General features: G+C 50.9%; 17 protein-coding genes. 4 read left to right on the forward strand and 13 right to left on the reverse strand.

What is annotated here, in order from left to right:
- Positions 1 to 48: 48 nt before the first annotated feature.
- The 7 genes from IPI86_RS09485 to IPI86_RS09515 are packed head-to-tail and all read right to left on the reverse strand — an operon-like array spanning position 49 to position 5,169.
- A complete protein-coding gene (locus IPI86_RS09485; protein WP_345297760.1) occupies positions 49 to 807 on the reverse strand; it encodes a nucleoside phosphorylase in 759 nt (252 codons plus the stop codon).
- Positions 804 to 1,976, reverse strand: coding sequence for an oligosaccharide flippase family protein (locus tag IPI86_RS09490; RefSeq protein ID WP_345297761.1), 1,173 nt, complete (start codon positions 1,974 to 1,976; stop codon positions 804 to 806). Before IPI86_RS09490 ends, IPI86_RS09485 begins: the two co-directional genes overlap by 4 nt.
- A 26-nt stretch (positions 1,977 to 2,002) precedes the next feature.
- Positions 2,003 to 2,824, reverse strand: coding sequence for a methyltransferase domain-containing protein (locus IPI86_RS09495; RefSeq protein ID WP_345297762.1), 822 nt, complete (start codon positions 2,822 to 2,824; stop codon positions 2,003 to 2,005).
- A 36-nt stretch (positions 2,825 to 2,860) separates the two neighbouring features.
- On the reverse strand, positions 2,861 to 3,088 hold the full coding sequence (locus tag IPI86_RS09500) for a hypothetical protein (protein WP_345297763.1): 228 nt from the start codon (positions 3,086 to 3,088) through the stop codon (positions 2,861 to 2,863).
- Positions 3,075 to 4,052 (reverse strand): radical SAM protein, encoded by a 978-nt coding sequence (locus tag IPI86_RS09505; RefSeq protein WP_345297764.1) that lies wholly within the window; start codon positions 4,050 to 4,052, stop codon positions 3,075 to 3,077. The genes IPI86_RS09500 and IPI86_RS09505 overlap by 14 nt, the downstream gene beginning before the upstream one ends.
- Positions 4,028 to 4,312 (reverse strand): hypothetical protein, encoded by a 285-nt coding sequence (locus IPI86_RS09510; protein ID WP_345297765.1) that lies wholly within the window; start codon positions 4,310 to 4,312, stop codon positions 4,028 to 4,030. The genes IPI86_RS09505 and IPI86_RS09510 overlap by 25 nt, the downstream gene beginning before the upstream one ends.
- Positions 4,309 to 5,169: a hypothetical protein gene (locus tag IPI86_RS09515; RefSeq protein WP_345297766.1), complete on the reverse strand. Its 861-nt coding sequence runs from the start codon at positions 5,167 to 5,169 to the stop codon at positions 4,309 to 4,311. Before IPI86_RS09515 ends, IPI86_RS09510 begins: the two co-directional genes overlap by 4 nt.
- 105 nt (positions 5,170 to 5,274) lie before the next feature.
- On the opposite strand from IPI86_RS09515, the gene IPI86_RS09520 reads away from it, so the two are divergent.
- Genes IPI86_RS09520 through IPI86_RS09535 form a run of 4 tightly spaced genes read left to right on the forward strand, consistent with a single transcriptional unit; the run spans position 5,275 to position 11,540 of the window.
- The gene (locus tag IPI86_RS09520) at positions 5,275 to 6,462 is read left to right on the forward strand and encodes a glycosyltransferase (RefSeq protein WP_345297767.1); all 1,188 of its coding nucleotides are present in this window, start codon (positions 5,275 to 5,277) and stop codon (positions 6,460 to 6,462) included.
- The gene (locus IPI86_RS09525) at positions 6,459 to 9,413 is read left to right on the forward strand and encodes an O-antigen ligase family protein (RefSeq protein ID WP_345297768.1); all 2,955 of its coding nucleotides are present in this window, start codon (positions 6,459 to 6,461) and stop codon (positions 9,411 to 9,413) included. Before IPI86_RS09520 ends, IPI86_RS09525 begins: the two co-directional genes overlap by 4 nt.
- Entirely contained in the window at positions 9,406 to 10,413 is a 1,008-nt protein-coding gene (locus IPI86_RS09530; RefSeq protein WP_345297769.1) for a glycosyltransferase family 1 protein, read from the forward strand. The genes IPI86_RS09525 and IPI86_RS09530 overlap by 8 nt, the downstream gene beginning before the upstream one ends.
- Positions 10,410 to 11,540 (forward strand): glycosyltransferase, encoded by a 1,131-nt coding sequence (locus tag IPI86_RS09535; RefSeq protein WP_345297770.1) that lies wholly within the window; start codon positions 10,410 to 10,412, stop codon positions 11,538 to 11,540. The genes IPI86_RS09530 and IPI86_RS09535 overlap by 4 nt, the downstream gene beginning before the upstream one ends.
- On the opposite strand, the gene IPI86_RS09540 is transcribed toward IPI86_RS09535, so the two are convergent.
- Genes IPI86_RS09540 through IPI86_RS09565 form a run of 6 tightly spaced genes read right to left on the reverse strand, consistent with a single transcriptional unit; the run spans position 11,491 to position 16,270 of the window.
- Positions 11,491 to 11,949: a DUF2214 family protein gene (locus IPI86_RS09540; RefSeq protein WP_345297771.1), complete on the reverse strand. Its 459-nt coding sequence runs from the start codon at positions 11,947 to 11,949 to the stop codon at positions 11,491 to 11,493. The genes IPI86_RS09535 and IPI86_RS09540 overlap by 50 nt on opposite strands.
- Positions 11,950 to 12,000: 51 nt before the next feature.
- Positions 12,001 to 12,951, reverse strand: a complete 951-nt coding sequence (locus IPI86_RS09545; protein ID WP_345297772.1) for an NAD(P)H-binding protein — start codon at positions 12,949 to 12,951, stop codon at positions 12,001 to 12,003.
- Between the two features lie 12 nt (positions 12,952 to 12,963).
- Positions 12,964 to 13,815, reverse strand: coding sequence for an alpha/beta hydrolase (locus IPI86_RS09550; protein ID WP_345297773.1), 852 nt, complete (start codon positions 13,813 to 13,815; stop codon positions 12,964 to 12,966).
- A gap of 12 nt (positions 13,816 to 13,827) precedes the next feature.
- Positions 13,828 to 14,262, reverse strand: coding sequence for a hypothetical protein (locus tag IPI86_RS09555; protein WP_345297774.1), 435 nt, complete (start codon positions 14,260 to 14,262; stop codon positions 13,828 to 13,830).
- 2 nt (positions 14,263 to 14,264) lie between these two features.
- A complete protein-coding gene (locus IPI86_RS09560; RefSeq protein WP_345297775.1) occupies positions 14,265 to 15,578 on the reverse strand; it encodes an NAD(P)H-dependent oxidoreductase in 1,314 nt (437 codons plus the stop codon).
- A 2-nt stretch (positions 15,579 to 15,580) separates the two neighbouring features.
- A complete protein-coding gene (locus IPI86_RS09565) occupies positions 15,581 to 16,270 on the reverse strand; it encodes a TetR/AcrR family transcriptional regulator (RefSeq protein WP_345297776.1) in 690 nt (229 codons plus the stop codon).
- Positions 16,271 to 16,290 lie beyond the last annotated feature (20 nt).

Here is a 16,290-nt window from a genome sequence, read left to right on the forward strand (position 1 = left end):
CGAAAAGAAAAGTCCAAGATAGTATACGCAGAAAAACGGGGAAAGTTGTCAGGCCAAGGGTGCAGAGGCAAACTCGAGGACGGCCTCAAATAAAGCAGACAGGCCAGCCTGCGCAGGACGCAAATCGCCAGACATGCTCCACCTGCCGCCAGCCAGCGAATCTGAAATGGAAAAGGCAGCCAATGCGGGCAATCCATTTGCTTTTGCAACCGCGTACATGGCCGCCGCCTCCATATCCACCGCCAAAACACCACGCTGTTGATAGGCAAGCACATCCCTGCGTAACTCACGAAAAGGGGCATCCGTTGTCCATGTGAGACCGTGAAAATACGAGTGATTCCGTTTTGAAAGAATTGCCCCCACTCCCTCCGCCATTTCTTGAGACGCCTCCACAGATTCTGCCTCGGGAAGATAATGCCGCGTCACTCCCTCGCCGCGAATTGCTCCTGTTGAAAGAATCAGACTCCCCGCTGAAAGATTCTCCTGCAACCCACCCGCCATGCCGATCAATGCAAAGCGGCGAACACCCAGCGCAACGAATTCATCTGTCAGTCCAGCGATGACAGGTGACCCTATGCCAAACCCAGCGGAAAAGGCAACCCTCCCATTGCTTTTTTTAAGCAGGTAAAAACTGCCTAAAAATCCCTTCACCTGCCTGACCCAATATTTCCGAAGGACATAATCGGCGAGGCTTTTTTGTGGCACGAAAATGACCGTTTCAGGCGGGGGAAAATTCTGCAAAGACTTCGCTGCACGACGATATGCAAGAAGTTCAACTGGCGTAAGAATGGGGTCATCAAGGTTCATAAATTCGTAATCCTCCTGAGATAATAAACTGTAAACACAGACGCCTGAAGGCATTCACCGATCAGGGCAGACCAGATCGCCCCGCGCAATCCAGCAAATGGAATCAGAGCCAGATATAGAATGACGTTTCCAAAAAGCGAAACCAAGGCAGATTTAACCACATCAGATTCATATCCACGGACAATGAGGCTGTAGGAAACGAAAGAAGAAATCGTGTACGGAAGTAAACTCCAACCGAGTAAAACAAGCAAAGACGACGCTTGAATAAAATCTTTCCCATACAAAAGCAAAATGATCGGGCTGGCAAGAAAGGTTAATATAGCAGAGAAAAACAGGCTAACCGCCATCAAAAGGATAAAAGCCCTGCGGAAACTATTCCACGAAGCGGAGTTGCCGCTTGAAAGCGCAGGGAGCAAGGCACCCAAAATGGCGTAATGTCCAAACTTGAGTCCATCCACCACGCGGGTGATGGAAGAAAATAACCCTGTTGCCGCGTCATCCAGTATGGCTGAGACAAATAAAATACCAAGCCGCTGGATCAAGACCAACAGAATCGTCAACGCGGCAAAAGGGAGAAGCAACTTGAGGATGGGGTCAAATCTCTTAATGGGAAACAGGTTGAAGGTCGGCAGGGAGGAGCGGCAGATCGAGTAGGAAACGGCTGAAAGGAGAATCTGCCCGATGAAAAGAAAAAGGCACAAAGTCAGGACATCCGCAGCAAGAAAAGCAGCCAGAATTTGGATCGCGCCATTCAAGAGGCTGAGCCGCCAAAATAAATCCATGCGATTCAAAGCGCGCAGTAAGGCGTTATTGACGGAAAAAATTGCCAGCGGAAAAAGCGCAAGAGAATAGAATAACAGAGGTGCATTGCGGAAGGCAATCATCGCAAGGCAATACAACAACGAAAGCAGCAACTGCAAACTTAGCGCCTGCGCCGCAATTTCAGTAATCCGTCCCGCACGCGCGATCTCGCGGACAAGAAATGTGTCTGTGCCAAAATTGGTGAATGTATTGCCGATCAAAACAAGGGAAGCGATGAACGAGAATTTTCCAAAATCATCCACGCCCAGTTTGCGCGCAATGACGGCCGTAAACAAAATCGCAAGCGTCTGCGCCGTGAAACGCGCAAGCAAAAGCCAGAATGAATTTCGCCGTATTGACGCGGCCACGGGGAGTAAAGTCTCCAAATCTGAAATCAGCGACTTATGCCGTTTGAAGCCACAAGAGACACGATCGTAAAATCACCCCAATATTTGAACGGGAATCTTGATGCCAGCACATCATCGAGCTTACTGAGAGTTTCAAACAAATGCGGACGCTTAAGGGCGAATTCTTTATTCGTGGCGGGCGGAGTGATGACCGAAAGTGCCTCGACTGTTTCGAGGTGATATTCATTGCCCCATGCTTTGGCTACCTGTTTGGGGGTGTAGTAAAAAACAGGGTAATTCAAGCCTTCCTTAAACACTGTGGATTTGCCAGCAAAACGACGGGTGGCAAGTTTGAATTTTCCGCGCAGGAGCATGGCTGATTCCCACAAGCAAAATGGGGGCATGAGCGCCCAAACCACACGCCCGCCTTGATTCATCAACGGACGAACGCTATCGGCTACAAGTTTCATATCGGCAACACAATTCAAACCGCCAAAGTTGGAGAAGGTCAGGTCGAAGCGGCCAATATTGGCTTCCTTCAAATCGGTGTAGGATAATTGCTCGAAGGACAAACGGTCTTGTAGATTCAAGTCCTTCGCTTTTTGTTTTGCGCGCTCAAGCATTTCACCCGAAATATCCACACCGAACACGGAATATCCATTTTGCGCAAGCCAGACCGCATCGGTGCCAGTGCCACAGGCAAGGTCGAGAATGCGTGAACCTTTTGGCAGCCGCGCCGTGATGAATTTATACACACGCTGACGCATCCGCATGAGATTGGGATTGTTCTCGATGAATTCATCGTACTTATCGGCATTACGGTCGTAGGCGTCAGCAACAATCTGAAAAGCAGGGTTAATCAGGGGCATAGGTCTCCAAATTCAGTAAATCAGCGGTTCAATATATCAGCGTATTGTTAAGTCGGCAGATTGGGTCGAAGTAAATCTATGCAATTGCAGATCACTCTTCAAAATACCAAGCAAATAGTATGGAGAGCGGATAATTCCCCGCATATCTCGTTTTCGCCATGCGCGGCGCATGCGGAATTCATGATGGACCCGTCCGTGCAGCACCCGATAAAAATCCTGCGGAAACGGTCCGCGATAAAGCATGGCGAGGTCATCCGAATCCACCCAGTTCTGCTTCTCGCCCAATTCCATTTTCACGCGCTCGAAAAAACTTCGTGCCAGGCAGTGGATATGAAACCGAAATGCCAATATCATCGGGCATACATTCGCGCACCATTTTCAAGGTTTTTTGCACATCGGCCCAGCTTTCGCCAGGGTAACCAAATTGCAAAAAGAAACCAACCTCGATTTTATTTTCGTGCAGCAGATGCGCGGCAAGGTAAATATCCTCCACCTTGTCCCCTTTATCCATCGCATCCAAAATTTTCTGCGAACCTGATTCGGCACCAATCCACACAGTTTTACAGCCCGCCTTCGCCAACGCCAACGCAGTTTTCTCCGTCACAAGGTCCGCCCGTTTCAAACATTTGAACGGGATGACAGCATTCAACTCATGTAGCAATTCCGCGAATCTTTCCACCCAATTCGGCTTCAATCCCAAAATATCATCGGCAAACCAAATGTGATCGGGTGCAAAATTTTCCTTCAACCATTTCATTTCCGCGGCCACATTCTCAGGCGAACGCGAGTTATAACGCTGACCCCAGATCGGCTTGGCGCACCAGTTACAATGATACGGGCATCCACGTGTCGTCACCATATTCATCGAAAAATATCCGTGCCGCTCACGCCAAAGCATTTTGTATTTTTGAACATCCACCAGATCCCAGGCAGGAAACGGAAGAGAATCAAGTTCCTTGATATCGGGTCGACGCATATTTTTGACGACGGAAGATTGTCCTTCGTCAGCATACGCTAATCCTAGAATCGATGAAAATCCCGCATCCCGCTGACCCGATAACTGATCCAGCAATTCTGCGAGAGTCTCCTCCCCTTCACCAAGCAGGCAGTAATCCGCGCCGCGTTCGAGATATTGATCATAATGATCGGTCGCATCCGCCCCGCACAAGATGACCACGCATCCGTGTTCCTTCGCCATTTGGATCATCGTGAACGCCGCTTCACGCATCCGCAGCAGGCACATCTTGGAAAGATAATTGAAGTTATCTTCAAAAATGACCGCATATTTCGGCTTGTGTTCATCCAGTGACTTGGCCCCTCCTCCTCCGACTCGGCCAACATGGCATCGAAGAGCGCTACGTCATATCCACGCGAGCGGATGTAACTGGCCGCGTACAAAGTGCCGAGAGGCGGATAAGGCATCATCGCATCCCAAAGTTTGGGGTCGAAACGCAGATAATAAGATTGTCCAAAAAGGATCTGTGTCATTTTTCAACCTGTAAACCGATCAACCGATCTTCAAGAGCTTTCAACGCCCATAAGCCGTGATGGTCAAAATTGCCCTGGCAAATATCTGCGGAAAAATTCGTCTCTGCGCCATAGCCTTGCTGTTTTTTGAAGCGGGCGATCTTGCGATCCATCTCCCATTGTTCAAAGCGATCACCTAATTTCCCGTTGAAGAAAAATTCAAAGAGATTGCGGCGGTTGGGGTTCGAGCCTGTCTCGAACCTATCAACACTCGGAAAAGCATTGGGCAAAAAATCAGTCACCCACGCATTGACCTCGATCAGGCGGCGATACACATCCATCCCACTGATGGGAATCATCTGCGCGAATTCACGGGCGGCGTAAATATTCCTCGTGTTCCACTCAAGTGTCCGTTCGGAAACGATCACGTTCGGGCAAATGACATCGCCAAAAAGACGCGCAATCCGATCCAACAGCAAGGCAAAAGCCCGAGCCGTCCACACCCGTCCATGCCTGGCGACGATCAAATAATCCATGTCGCTATTTTTCGATAGGTTGAGCATGGCGAGAGAGCCAGTCAATGCCGCCATGCGGATGAACGGCAGGCGGCCAAGAATACGCCCGTAAAACACGGCACGCTTGAAGGCTTTTTGTGAATGGACTTCACGCGTCTGTCGAATATCCAAAATCTCTGTGCGGTGAGCAAGGAAGTAATAACCATCTTTGCAAGCCACAGCATCCATGCCTGCAGCGCATTTCTCGATCTCATCTTGCGGCGCAGAAGCAACCAAAAATTTGTGGAGTTCACCCAAAGTCAGCGGGTGATCGAACACATCGGAATACGCCAAAGTCTCGAGAATAGCCTGTTTCAAGTTCATGATATAGAAGATGAAATATACTTTGCAAGTGAAAATCCCGCAACGTACATTTATATGGATACACGTTGTCTAATTCGCATATTAATGGAATAATCCCAGCCTCTTATGCATCTAACCGTAGTCAGCCCGTTTCCTCCAACGATCACAGGTATTGGACAATACGGATTCCATATCACAAGGGCAATCGAAAAGTCAGGTCTATTTTCACGCATCACCGTCCTCGCAGGCGCGAAGGCTGGCAGTGACCACACCCCTGTGTTGAATCACGCCGAGATCGATTATTGCTGGCAGCCCGACGATCTGAAAACACGCAAGATCATCCTCTCACGCTTGAAGCACCTGAAGCCCGACCTGGTCTGGTTCAACCTCGGCGCAAGTGTCTTTGGCAAATCACCACTGGCGAATTTATCGGCAATGTTCACGCCCATGCTCACGCGGAAAATGGGACTCCCAACCATTGTCACTCTGCATGAACTTGTGGAACTCGCCGACCTACGCGCGCTCAATGCACCTGGCGGTTTTCTCGCCCCTCTCGGCGCACGGCTCCTGACGGAGGTCGCAACACAAGCCGACCTGGTCTGCCTCACCATGCAACACTACGTAGACTGGCTTTCCGCCCGCCACATCAACTGCACGCACATCCCGATCGGCTCCTATCACGAGCCCGAACTTTTGGAAGAGACCGACGAACAGGAGCTATTATTCTTCACCACGCTCGCCCCATTTAAAGGATTGGAAATCCTGCTCGAAGCCTTCAAGGAACTAAAGCTCGAATTCCCAAATTTACGTCTTTCCATTGCAGGGGCAGAACATACCCGCTTCCCGAATTATTCAAATGATCTTAGAAAAAAATGCGACGCATCAAATAACATCCGCTGGCTGGGGCAGGTTCCCGAAGAACAAGTCAAGGAACTGTTCCAGAGTGCGCAGATCGTCGTCCTGCCATATACAGCCTCAACGGGATCATCCAGCGTCTTGTATCAATCCGCCACCTGGGGGCGCGCTATCGTTGCATCAGACTTAAACGAACACAAATATCTGGCAAAAGAAAACAACCTGCAAATCCAATTCTTTGAAAATGGAAATGTACCAAGCCTGAAGAATTCCCTGCATGAATTGCTCAAAAACCGTGAACTTCGCAAACAACAAACCGCGCACAATCTCAATGCGATCCAAAAACTAACCCCCAGCGAAACATGCAGACATTACATCCAGGCATTCAATCACGCGCTTGAAACATGCAGCAGCCAAAAGCGGATCATCGTACCGCACAAGGAAATGAAGCTTTCATGATCCCGCGCCGCGTACTTCTCGCCGTTCTGTTCGCTTTCCTGCTGCACGGATTCTTCATCCTCACTGCGCGCTACCGCTTAAGCTACGACGCCTTCACCCACATGTTTTTCGCCGACCATTATGCGAGAGATTGGTTCTCCTTGTGGGAAACGCGCTGGTACACAGGTTTCAGCGTGGTTTCGTATCCGCCGCTCGTGCATCAACTCATCGCCATCTTCATTCCCATTCTCGGCTTCGACAAGGCCTATGCCCTGATTCTATGGGTCGTCACAACCTTATTTCCGCTGGGCATTTACACATTCAGCAGGATCTTCACAGGCAGAAACGCATCTTCCTACGCCGCCATTACATCGGCCATTTTGCTTCCCATTTATGTCACAGCGCATATTTTCGGCCAGCTTCCATTCCTCACCGCAACGCTCATTACGCTTTTCGGAATGGCCGCCCTCGCAAAGTTTTTACGCGAAGGAGGCCTGCTTAATTTTTTACTGGCAGTCTCGTTTACCGCAACCACCATGGCCGCACATCATGCCACATTGATGATCCAGCCATTTTTTATTTTCGCAATTACGATTTACCAGCTCAATAAAAACAATTGGAAAAAGCTTTTCATCAGGCTTGCTGCATTTTCCCTGGCAGCGATCCCCGCTGGCCTCGCCGTCATCTGGCCTTTCTGGAAATGGGGCCTACAGCAGCAAATGCAAACGCCCATTGACCACCTCTCACGTCACAACTTCATCGCCGAGCCATTCGCCCTGCTCATTTTTTTCTGGCCTTTTTATCTTCCCATCGTGATCGTCATCCCATTTATTTTTCGAGGTTGGAAAAGGAGCTTTCTCGGCCTGCAAATTTCCTTTGTCATCCTTTTCATCCTCGGCCTCGGCGGCACAACCACGCTCCCCGCTCTCCTATTCGGCAAAGGCTGGGAATGGCTCACGTACGACCGCTTCGCATTTTGGGCATCCCTTACCCTGCTTCCATTCCTCGGGATTCTTTTCATTCGCTTCCGAAGATTCAAGCGGATGAAGAGCCGCTTCGCGCTTAAGCCGATGCCTGCCACGCTTCGAAGGAAATTGATCTCCGCCTTTGCATTCATCCTCTTTTCGGGGACCGCAACCCTGCTCTGGTTCATGCCTCTGGTTTTCCCCACCCAGCCCGACCCCATAGACATGCAGCCCATCGTCGATTTCATGGCTGCTGAAGATCATTCCTACTGGCGTTACATTACCTTTGGTTTTGGCGACCAGTTCGCATACCTCAACCTGCTCACCGAAAAAGCCGCCACCCTCGATGGAAGCTACCACACCGCGCGCACCATCCCCGAATTGCGCGAAAGTGGAATCGGCCAAATAGACACAGCCTATTGGGCAAAAGAAGGCATCCCAGCCATCGGACCGATCTTGCAAGCCTCAGGCAAATACGGTGTCCGTTGGGGATTTGTCAATTTACGCGCATTCGTCCCCGAGCTTAAAAAGAACGGCTGGGAATTTTTCAAATATCTCCCAAATGGGATTCAAATTTGGGAGAATCCAGATTTCACCTTCCAGAAGCCGATCGTTCCACCCACTGACCCATTCGAATCCTTTTCATGGGGCTTTTTCCCAATGTTTTCATTGTTCACAACGCTTACACTCGGCATTACTGCTCTCAGGCGTGAACGCGGCATAAAACTCATTCGAAACGTGCATGCCGTCATTATTGGCCTGCTTCCACTTAGCCTCGGATTTTGGTATTACAAGATCATCTTCGAATTCAAACATGAGCAGGTTTATTTCACCTACGATCACGCCCTCTTTTTTATAAGCGACGGGCTGGCATTCCTGTCGATCATTCTCTGGCTTGTTATAAAAGTGCAAACCAATGAAATGCCCAGGATTCTTCCTTTCCACAAATTGATCTTCACCCTTTGCGCGTGGATCACACTCAGCGCAACCTGGTCCATGGACTGGCGCACATCCCTGTACATCGCAGCCCATTTCTGGCTGATCTCCCTGCTGATTCTTTCCCTGCAAGATCAACCCAAAGCATGGAACGGCGCTCTGGCTGGCACAACCCTTGCATTACTTGTTCAGGCTCTTGCTGGCTTCATCGAATTCAACTCTCAATCCACGCAATTTCTTAAACCGCTCAATTTACACTGGCCAGGCTTGATCGATGCAACCTCCAAAGGCGCCAGCATTTTGAAATTCGCAAATGACGAAAACTTCCTGCGGGTATACGGTTTGTTTCCGCACCCAAATATTCTGGCAGGCTTCGCATTGTTTGGAATTGCGGCGGCAGTCGGTTTTATTTTCAGCAGTAAAAGAACAAGCTGGTTCATAGTGACGCCATTTCTAATGATCGGTACAGCCCTGCTTGCAGTTACATTTTCCCGCTCCGCATGGCTTGGGCTTGCCGCCTTCTTTTTGGTACTCCTATTGAAATCAAAACTACTCGACAGAAAAAAAATATGGTTTGCAATCTCCCTCTCCCTCATTGTGTTTGCTTCGGTCATGATTCCCCTTCGAGAATTGTTTCTTAGTAGAACAACTTCTCCCACAACCAATATCGAAAAGTCTTCACTGGTTGGCCGCACCTGGCTCAACCAGCAGGCACTGAGTTATGCAAAAGAAAAACCGTTGACAGGCATCGGTGCGGGATCCTTCGTCATTCAACTTGCAGAGCGGGCGGGTGAATTCAACTTCGTCGAGCCAGTTCACAACGTCCCGTTGCTGATTCTCTCCGAGTTAGGGTTGATCGGGATCGTCATCCTCATTGCACTCGTGTTTTTGATTGCAAAAAGTATCGTAAACGCCAACACCCCGCAGGCGATCATCGCTGGTGCACTTCTGACTGGGTTTGGGGTCATCGCGCTTTTCGATCATTATCTCTGGTCGCTTGCGCCAGGCCGCATGATGCTAGGCCTCGCCCTTGGTTTGTGGCAGGGACAAATGCAGGCCGCCGATGAGTAACATCGCCACGAACGGCCGCTGCCTCACCCGCCGCATCACAGGCGTGGAACGATACGCCCGCGAGATCAGCAAAAGGCTGGAGGCGAATCGCATCATCCAACCTCAAAACGGAACAGGTCAAATTGCAGGGAATCTTTGGGAACAGGTCGTTCTGCCCAATCAACTGAAACGCCATGAAATTCTCTGGTCACCCGCCAATGCAGGGCCGTGGTTCGTAAAAAATCAAGTGGTCACCATCCACGACGCGAGTGTGTTCGACCACCCCGAATGGTTCAAACCCTCCTTCGCCGCATGGACGCGGCTCTCGTGGAAGATCCTCGCGCACAGAGTCAAAGCCATCATCACCGTTTCGAATTTTTCCCGCGAACGGTTGAAACTTCATCTGGGAATTCCAGCACAGAAGATTCATGTCGTTCATAACGGAGTCGGAAAACCTTTTGAGCCGCAGGCACAAAATCAAATTGAAGCAGTGAAGTCAAAATACGGGATTCAAAAACCCTATTTCCTTTTCGTCGGCACGATCGAGCCTAGAAAAAACCTAGGCGGGCTGTTGAAAGCCTGGAAACAAGCGAACATCACAACGCATGAACTTTTCATCGCTGGCGCAAAAGGCAGGGTTTTTCAACCCGTAGGCGGCACATTAAACGTGGTCTACGACGTACACGATGACGACCTGCCTGCATTGTATTCAGGCGCCGCCGCTTTTGTCATCCCATCGTCCTACGAAGGCTTTGGCCTGACCGCGCTTGAAGCCATGGCCTGTGGCACGCCTGTCATTGCTTCGAACACCAGCGTCTTCCCAGAATCACTCGGGGATGCGGCATTGCTTATCGACCCGCACAACCCAGGCGAACTTGCAGACTCAATGAGAAACATCCTCGAAGATAGGTCACTTGCAGATACCCTGCGTGAGCGCGGACTGAAACACGCCGCGAAATTTTCATGGGATGAGTCAGCAGGAAAAACGCAGGAAATACTTTGTCACTTTGGCGGCTCATGAATCTTGCGATCATCCATGAATGGCTGAATGTGTTCGGCGGCTCCGAACGCCTGCTCGCGGAGATCCTCGGCATATATCCGCAGGCCCAACTACACGCGCTGATTCACAACAGCGAAAACCTCATCGGCACACCGCTCGAAAATCGCAGTGTCAAGACATCCTTTATGCAAAAGATTCCGCAAGTCGAGAAACTCTATCGCGGTTTACTCCCCCTCATGCCGCTCGCCATCGAAAGCATGAATGTTCGCAGTCACGATGTTATCCTTTCGATCTCGCACGCGGTCGCGCATGGGATCAAAACGCGCAAGGATCAGATCCATATTTCATATGTCTGCACGCCGATGCGCTACGCCTGGCATTTACAGGATGATTACCTGCACCTCCATCATTTGGATAAGCCCCTGATCGGGGCCGCCGCACGCCTAACCCTGAGCCTGCTCCGCCGTTGGGACAGAGAATCAGCGTCTCGAGCAGACCACCTGCTCGCCATCTCCCACTGGACGGCACAGAAGATCCAGCAAGCCTGGGGGCGCGAATCACAAGTCATTTACCCGCCTGTGGACATTTCCAGATTCGATCCCGCAAAAGAGCGCGGTGATTTTTACCTGCACGTTTCCCGACTCGTGCCCTACAAAATGACCGCTGAGATCGTCCGCGCATTCAATGAATTGAACCTGCCGCTCATCATCATCGGTGATGGGCCTGAGATGCCGCACCTGCAAAAGCTGGCGAAGGAAAACATCAAACTGCTCGGGCATCAACCTGATGAAGTTGTCGCTGACCTGATGAATCGCGCGATGGGATTCGTATATATGGCCGTTGAAGATTTTGGCATCGCAATGGTCGAGGCACAGGCGGCGGGCTGCCCAGTCATCGCCTATGGAATGGGCGGCGCGGCGGAGATCATTCAAAACGGAGAGACAGGCCTGTTGTTTCAGGAGCAGTCGTCCCGTAGTTTGATCGAAGCGGTTCTTCAATTCCAAAAGATGAAATTAAACAGCAAGACCGCATCTGAGAATGCGGCCCGCTTTTCATCCGAAAGATTTAGAAACGAATTTACAGCCTATATGGATTCGGTTACAGCATCCCGATTCCCCGCGCCATCAACGGGGCAGCAAACAAAATAAGCACGAGCCCAGCCAGCTCCAGCCACAACATCAGGCGCACATTCCTAAATTCAGCTTCGGGGATTTCAGGCGAACGATTTTCAGACAGGACAGAATTCCATTTGATAAATCGAACGGTGGGGTAAATTGAAAGCAGCCCGACGATGGTGAACAATGCCATCTTCGTCCAGAAAATATAGTTGTTGAAATAAAAGTTCGAACCTTTTTCAAAGAAGAACACGCGCAGCAAACCGACCGCGATCAGCAAGCCCGCTGAAATCCCGTAGACCAGATCCACGCGCTGGATCCTGCGCGCCTCTTCAACGCCCAGACCTTTTCGATAAGCAACAAATTCATAGATCAAACAGGCGGTCAGCACGAACGCGCACAAGTGATGTAGAGTTGCCATGATGGAATTTACGATTGCCATTTCTCTCTCCTCGCTTTTTTCTCACTGAAATCTTTAGCAGTGATCTATTGGTTACTTCTTTTCAGGATGACTCTTGTACCAGGCAACCGCTTCTTTGATCGCCGTCTTCATGGGTGTGGCTTTCACATCAAATGTCTTTTCGAATTTGCTTGAATCTACAATAAAGGGCTGCTCGAACTCATACATCATTTCGACAGTTTCCTTCGCCTCAGGGATGAACAAGCCGCCGATTCGCATCATCGTTTTTCCCATCGCGCCCATCTTCGCTGGGATGCCCATTTCAGCCGCGATCATCTTCACCATCTCCCGTTGGGTTACATGCGGGTTATCGTTCGGCACATGCCAGGCTTGTCCATCCGCTTCAGGGCGTTCACCAAGAACCACCAGCGCTTTTCCGAAATCGGGCACGTAGGTATGTGTGTGTGGAACATCAATATTTCCAACCAACCCCGCCGCCTTGCCATGCAGCATCGGGTAGAACGTGCGCTCGCCCATCGCCGCAGTCGGCAGCCCCCACGGGCCAAAGAAATCGGAGCCGCGCGCGGCAGTCACTTTCAACTTCCCAGCACAATGCGCTTCGAATGCGGCTTTGCTCAATTCGCTGCGAGTCTTTCCCTTTTTTGTATGGGCATTGTGCGGCATGTCCTCGGTCATGGGTTTGCCCTGGGTGTCTCCATACATGTACAGGTTTTCAACGAGGACCAATTTCACATCATTTCCTGTCAGCCCATCGATGATCGACTTCTGCAGGGACGGGAATTTTTCGGGCCATTGTGTGTACTCGGGCTGGGAAGCCTGATACACCACCTTGGCACCAAGCGTCACTTCCCTGACCCTGGACTGATCATACAGATCCGCAGCCACCACTTCCACCCCATCAGGGACTTCGTCCATTTTTCCAGAGCGGTTCACCATGCGCACAGATTCACCGCGTCTGACGAGTTCATTCATCACAGCGCGGCCAATCGCGCCCGTTCCCAACACCACATGATTTGTTGTCATCTAAATTCTCCTTTATTTCAACCAATCCAAAATAATTCTATTCACTTCATCGGGCTTTTCCTGATGGACAAAATGGTCGGCATCGAGCATCACGGTCTTCGGTTCATGCTTGAGCCAGCGCGCATTGTGCTCATGCCCCGATGCAATCAAGAAACGGTCACGCTTCCCGTGAATCACCAGGGTTGGCGCTTCGATCATCGTCAAATTTTCATCCAATGCATACGGCTCGCGCGGATAACTCAGCCGATAAAACGATGTAATCGCATCGGGGTCGGTACGGCGGTCTGCCGCAAGATACAGCGGGAACGCAAGCGGGTCGAGTAGTAAGCTGATTTGCCATGTGCGAAACATTGGCTTCGCGCCTTCCTTCGACATTGTCCGCGCATACTCACTGGCCTCGTATTGCTCGCCGCGCTCTGCAAGTTCTTCGCGCAATGCATTGGGATGGGGAACGCTCAGGATGACGAGACGCTCCGTCAATTCGGGATGGATCGCCGCGAAATGCCACGCCAGCCAGGCCCCCGCGTCATGACCGACGATCACGGCCTGCTTCCGTCCGAGATGCTGCATCAACGCTGCGACATCTTCTACCAACCGCTCCACCCGATACCCATCTGTAGAAGCGGGTCTACCCGACTCATTGAATCCGCGCTGGTCAATTGCCACCACTTGGTAATTTGCAGATAACGCCTCGATCTGATGCCGCCACGAATACCAAAATTCAGGGAAGCCGTGAATCAACACCACAAGCGGACCTTCGCCAAGTGTGACGTAATGCAGGCGGATGCCGCCATTCTCAAAGAAACCACCTTGAACACGTCGCGCGACAGGATGAAGCAACGGCCAGTTTTTCGCGAGATTCATAAAGTATTCTCTCTACGCTGGCGGGTTGGGAGCGGTGAAACCTGATTGCATCAACTCTGGCGCGGTGCGCCCAGCGGCATGCAAAGGTGAAGGATGCTTGACCTTGGAAAGTTTGCCTTCGGTCAACATACGGTGGTGGGCATCCTCCCAAGTTGGCAGGTCAGTTTCGAGTTGCTGCCAGCGCGCAACGGAGGCTTCATTGCACAATTCAGAGAGGACGCGCATGGCGATCTGGTGTGCACCAGAACCGCGGTATTTTTTCATTGCGGCTTCATCTGTCCAGGCGGTTTTTGTCCAAACCACGTTGTTTTTTTCGAAGCGGGTTTCCACGCCGAGAATGCCATCTGCTTTTTGCGCCTGTGTACCGGTCCGCAGGGCATGGAGCAGGAATACGGGCATATAAAAGATGGAGCGAACACGAAGACGGGTGATGGATACGTTGTACATTTTTATTTTCCTTTGGTTTCCAATAAATATGGTCTTGCTTTAAGTTGGTCTTGCACACCATATTGTTTGGCCTGCTGTTTCCAGCCAAAGCCGCCGAACATTTTGTAAAGCCAGTTGGGAATGACTGGCTTGGCCAGCAAATCACGCGCAGATTGAGGAATGGGCTGTCCGCTTGCGAGTGCTTCCGCGGCGAGGTCGAGAGATCTCTTGATGGGGATGGCTCGGCCGTCCATTTCAGCGAGTGGGACACCGTGAACCAATCCTTCACCGCCACCGAGAGCAAGGGAGCCCATCCATTCAAGGCCATTGGAACTGGCAAATTCTGCACAGACGGCCAGAGCCGTGTCGTTGTGATGCGCTTCGGGAAATCCACAGTTTGCGATCGCGGCGAATCTTGCGCGGGATGGTTTACCCAGGCAATGTTGATTTATTTTTTCAAGTGCAGAGATCACAGGCGCGGGCAGGCTATCCACATACAGTGGGAAAGCGAGCACGATCAAATCGGCGCGGTCAACCGCCTCGTACATGGTTTTCATGCGTTCCTGTGAATTGAGCGAGGTGTAGATCTGCATGGTTTCTATTTCCACGCCGAGGCGATTCAATTGGTCGAATAAATATCCGCCAAGGGATGCGGATGTGCTCTTGCGCGTACGCGGACTGCCTACAAGAAGCAAGGCACGGCGAACGGGAGTGGCAACAGCGGAGGAAATGCTTTGGGTTGGCAGAGCAGGCACGGGGTCCGATTCGAAGCGTTCGGTTTTCGTCAGCCAGAGATTCAGCGAGGCATCCAATTCATCATGGGTTTGGTTTCCGTAAGCAACTCCACAGACATTCACTTGTGAATACATGTTGAGCGAATTACGGTAGGCCAGATGCCGAAAAACCGATTCGGCATTTGCGTTGGGCCCATCGAGCCAGCCAATGGTGACAACGTGCGGATACGATGCGTAACGCTTCTGGTGATGGATCTCACCGTTGATACTGGTGAAGAAAGGCGAGATGTTTTGAATTTGATGATCGACCATGCGTTTGAGCGTGGAAGAATATCCGCCAAACGTGATGGGCGTGAGATAAATGACAAGGTCGCTTGCAATGATTTTTTCGGCGATGTCGCGATTATCGTCATCCACGTTGCATACGCCAGGGCTGCGCATCCAGCAGAAAAAATCACCTGCGCAGTTGCCGATCTTTTTCTCACGCAAAGTCACCGTCTCGGAAGACCATCCGCGCGCGGCAAGGTTATTTTGCAAATGACTCACGACCCGCCCACCCATCGCGTCGCTCGAAAGAGATCCATCTAGGATTAAAGTTTTCATGGTTACTCCTTTACAAACTGCCTGACAATCGACTCGAGTTCATAATGATAGAGGGCAGACCCATCCACGCCAAAGGGCGGCAGATTGTTAGAGATCTCCAATGAGACCAATCCATGCACACGGCTCCAAATGATCATGGAAACGGAAAGGGAGAGGATGTCGTAATTGCCGGCGAATCCCTTCCAAACTTCAAACTGGGGCTCGTACCCAGGCTGGATCTTCGGGTAATCTTGTGACTGTAATTTATTGGCTATACGCAAATCGTCAATTACACTGACCAACGCACTCAACGAACGTGCCCCAGATGGCAGAACTTCCATTAGGGGGGCTTGATAGCCTGGAAGAGGCGTACCAAAGATCAATTGATACCGCTGAGGATACGTCCTCGCCCACTGACGGTACATTTCGCCAATCGCTTTGAGACGCTCAATGAGCTGATCAGCGGGAATCGCATCGCGCGCGGCGAGTTGAAAATCTCCAAAAGAAGTGTAGGCATCAATGATGAGCGCAGTCACCAGCGCATCACGGTCTGGAAAATAATTGTAGATGGCGGGCGCGGTGATATTCAAGGCTCGCGCAATCGCCCGCAGGGATAAGGCGGGCGCACCGAATTCAGCGATCTGATTCCATGCCGTTTCTTTGATGGCTTCTTGAAGATTGGGTATCTGTTGTTTTTTGCTGGGCCTGACCATATTGACTCCTTATTTACTAT

The sequence above is a fragment of the Candidatus Villigracilis affinis genome, assembly GCF_016705895.1.
GTDB classification, from domain to species: domain Bacteria; phylum Chloroflexota; class Anaerolineae; order Anaerolineales; family Villigracilaceae; genus Villigracilis; species Villigracilis affinis.

What these genes read in the sequence shown, in the direction of transcription:
- IPI86_RS09560 (WP_345297775.1), bottom strand. Translation starts at nt 15,578, where the DNA reads ATGAAAACTTTAATCCTAGATGGATCTCTTTCGAGCGACGCGATGGGT.
- IPI86_RS09530 (WP_345297769.1), top strand. Translation starts at nt 9,406, where the DNA reads ATGAGTAACATCGCCACGAACGGCCGCTGCCTCACCCGCCGCATCACA.
- IPI86_RS09555 (WP_345297774.1), bottom strand. Translation starts at nt 14,262, where the DNA reads ATGTACAACGTATCCATCACCCGTCTTCGTGTTCGCTCCATCTTTTAT.
- IPI86_RS09540 (WP_345297771.1), bottom strand. Translation starts at nt 11,949, where the DNA reads ATGGCAATCGTAAATTCCATCATGGCAACTCTACATCACTTGTGCGCG.
- IPI86_RS09495 (WP_345297762.1), bottom strand. Translation starts at nt 2,824, where the DNA reads ATGCCCCTGATTAACCCTGCTTTTCAGATTGTTGCTGACGCCTACGAC.
- IPI86_RS09550 (WP_345297773.1), bottom strand. Translation starts at nt 13,815, where the DNA reads ATGAATCTCGCGAAAAACTGGCCGTTGCTTCATCCTGTCGCGCGACGT.
- IPI86_RS09525 (WP_345297768.1), top strand. Translation starts at nt 6,459, where the DNA reads ATGATCCCGCGCCGCGTACTTCTCGCCGTTCTGTTCGCTTTCCTGCTG.
- IPI86_RS09520 (WP_345297767.1), top strand. Translation starts at nt 5,275, where the DNA reads ATGCATCTAACCGTAGTCAGCCCGTTTCCTCCAACGATCACAGGTATT.
- IPI86_RS09565 (WP_345297776.1), bottom strand. Translation starts at nt 16,270, where the DNA reads ATGGTCAGGCCCAGCAAAAAACAACAGATACCCAATCTTCAAGAAGCC.
- IPI86_RS09535 (WP_345297770.1), top strand. Translation starts at nt 10,410, where the DNA reads ATGAATCTTGCGATCATCCATGAATGGCTGAATGTGTTCGGCGGCTCC.
- IPI86_RS09505 (WP_345297764.1), bottom strand. Translation starts at nt 4,052, where the DNA reads ATGCGTGAAGCGGCGTTCACGATGATCCAAATGGCGAAGGAACACGGA.
- IPI86_RS09515 (WP_345297766.1), bottom strand. Translation starts at nt 5,169, where the DNA reads ATGAACTTGAAACAGGCTATTCTCGAGACTTTGGCGTATTCCGATGTG.
- IPI86_RS09545 (WP_345297772.1), bottom strand. Translation starts at nt 12,951, where the DNA reads ATGACAACAAATCATGTGGTGTTGGGAACGGGCGCGATTGGCCGCGCT.
- IPI86_RS09485 (WP_345297760.1), bottom strand. Translation starts at nt 807, where the DNA reads ATGAACCTTGATGACCCCATTCTTACGCCAGTTGAACTTCTTGCATAT.
- IPI86_RS09510 (WP_345297765.1), bottom strand. Translation starts at nt 4,312, where the DNA reads ATGACACAGATCCTTTTTGGACAATCTTATTATCTGCGTTTCGACCCC.